The organism is Pseudorhodobacter sp. (genome assembly GCF_030452865.1).
In the GTDB taxonomy this organism is placed as follows: Bacteria; Pseudomonadota; Alphaproteobacteria; order Rhodobacterales; family Rhodobacteraceae; genus Pseudorhodobacter.
The window spans coordinates 1-1,847 of the sequence record NZ_JAKDLJ010000551.1 but is presented as its reverse complement, the minus strand read 5'-3'; the positions used below and the strand labels follow the sequence as shown (position 1 = coordinate 1,847).

The following is a 1,847-nucleotide window of genomic DNA, read 5'->3' as shown; positions in this document are numbered from 1 at the left end:
CGCTGCGTTGATTGAGGAGGCGACCAGCGCCCTTGCACCTTACGGCGCGCGGGCTGACAATATGATCGCAGCCGCGCGTTTCGTGATTGCGCGTGAAAGCTGAACCGTTGAAGCCCAAGGGGGCAGGATGACAGACAAGACCGAAAACAGGCCTAAAACCCCGACGCTGGACCGCGTAGCCCTGCCGTCCGACCTCAAATCGCTATCGAACCGGGAGTTGCGGCAACTGGCGGATGAGTTGCGCGCCGAAACCATTTCTGCGGTGTCGGTTACGGGCGGGCACCTAGGGGCCGGTTTGGGCGTGGTCGAACTGACCGTCGCCTTGCACGCCGTCTTTGACGCCCCGCGCGACAAGATCATCTGGGATGTCGGCCATCAATGCTACCCCCATAAAATCCTGACCGGGCGGCGCGACCGCATCCGCACCCTTCGAACCGAGGGCGGGCTTTCCGGCTTCACCAAGCGCAGCGAGTCGCCCTATGACCCATTCGGCGCGGCACATAGCTCCACCTCCATTTCCGCTGCCCTTGGCTTTGCCGTTGCCGCCGATCTGGGCGGCGACCCCGGCGATGCGGTGGCGGTGATCGGCGATGGTGCCATGAGTGCGGGCATGGCGTTCGAGGCGCTGAACAACGCGGGTGCGCTGAAAAAGCGGCTGTTTGTGGTGCTGAACGACAACGAAATGTCGATCGCCCCGCCAGTTGGCGCGCTGTCCTCCTACCTCTCCCGGCTCTACGCCGGTGCGCCGTTTCAGGATTTGAAAGCGGTGGCCAAAGGTGCGGTCAGCTTCCTGCCCGAACCTTTCCAGGAAGGTGCGCGGCGGGCGAAAGAGATGCTCAAAGGCATGACCGTCGGTGGCACCTTGTTTGAGGAGTTGGGCTTTTCCTATGTCGGCCCCATCGACGGCCATGATATGGACCAGCTTCTCGCCATCCTGCGCACCGTGCATGACCGCGCGACCGGGCCGATGCTGATCCATGTCATCACCCAAAAAGGCAAAGGCTATGCCCCGGCGGAAACCGCCCGCGACAAGGGCCATGCGACCGCAAAATTCGATGTGCTGACCGGGGCGCAAAAGAAATCACCCTCGAACGCACCCAGCTATACCACGGTCTTCGCCAAGGCGTTGATCGCGGAAGCGGCGCGGGATGACAAGATCGTGGCGGTTACCGCCGCCATGCCCGATGGCACCGGGTTGAACCTTTTTGCCGAACGCTTTCCGCGCCGTTGTTTTGATGTCGGCATCGCCGAGCAACATGCGGTCACTTTTTCGGCGGGTATGGCGGCGGGCGGGTTGAAACCCTTTTGCGCGCTCTATTCCACGTTTTTGCAGCGCGGCTACGATCAGGTTGTGCATGACGTGGCAATCCAACGCCTTCCCGTGCGCTTCGCGATTGATCGTGCCGGGTTGGTGGGTGCCGATGGTGCAACCCATGCCGGCGCGTTTGACGTGGCTTTCCTTGCCAACCTGCCGGGATTCGTGGTGATGGCGGCGGCGGATGAGGCCGAACTGGTCCACATGGTCGCCACCGCCGCCGCGCATGATACCGGCCCGATTGCCTTCCGCTTTCCGCGCGGTGAAGGCGTGGGGGTGGAGATGCCGGAGCGCGGCGTTCCGCTGGAAATTGGCAAGGGCAGGCTGATCCAGAACGGCAACCGCGTCGCGCTGCTGTCCTTCGGCACCCGGCTTTCCGAGGTGATGAAAGCCGCCGAGGCGCTGGCGGCTAAGGGAATCACGCCGACCGTAGCGGATGCCCGCTTTGCCAAACCGCTCGACCGCGATCTGATCCTTGATCTGGCGGCGCGGCATGAGGTTTTGCTGACCGTTGAAGAAGGCGCAATCGGCG

At 63.1% G+C, this 1,847-nt stretch carries 1 protein-coding gene; it reads left to right on the top strand.

The window, feature by feature from the left end; all coding sequences use genetic code 11:
- Positions 1 to 127: 127 nt before the first annotated feature.
- Positions 128 to 1,847, top strand: a 1,720-nt coding sequence (dxs, locus tag L0H65_RS19305; RefSeq protein WP_301460810.1) for a 1-deoxy-D-xylulose-5-phosphate synthase, incomplete at its 3' end; no start/stop codon positions are given.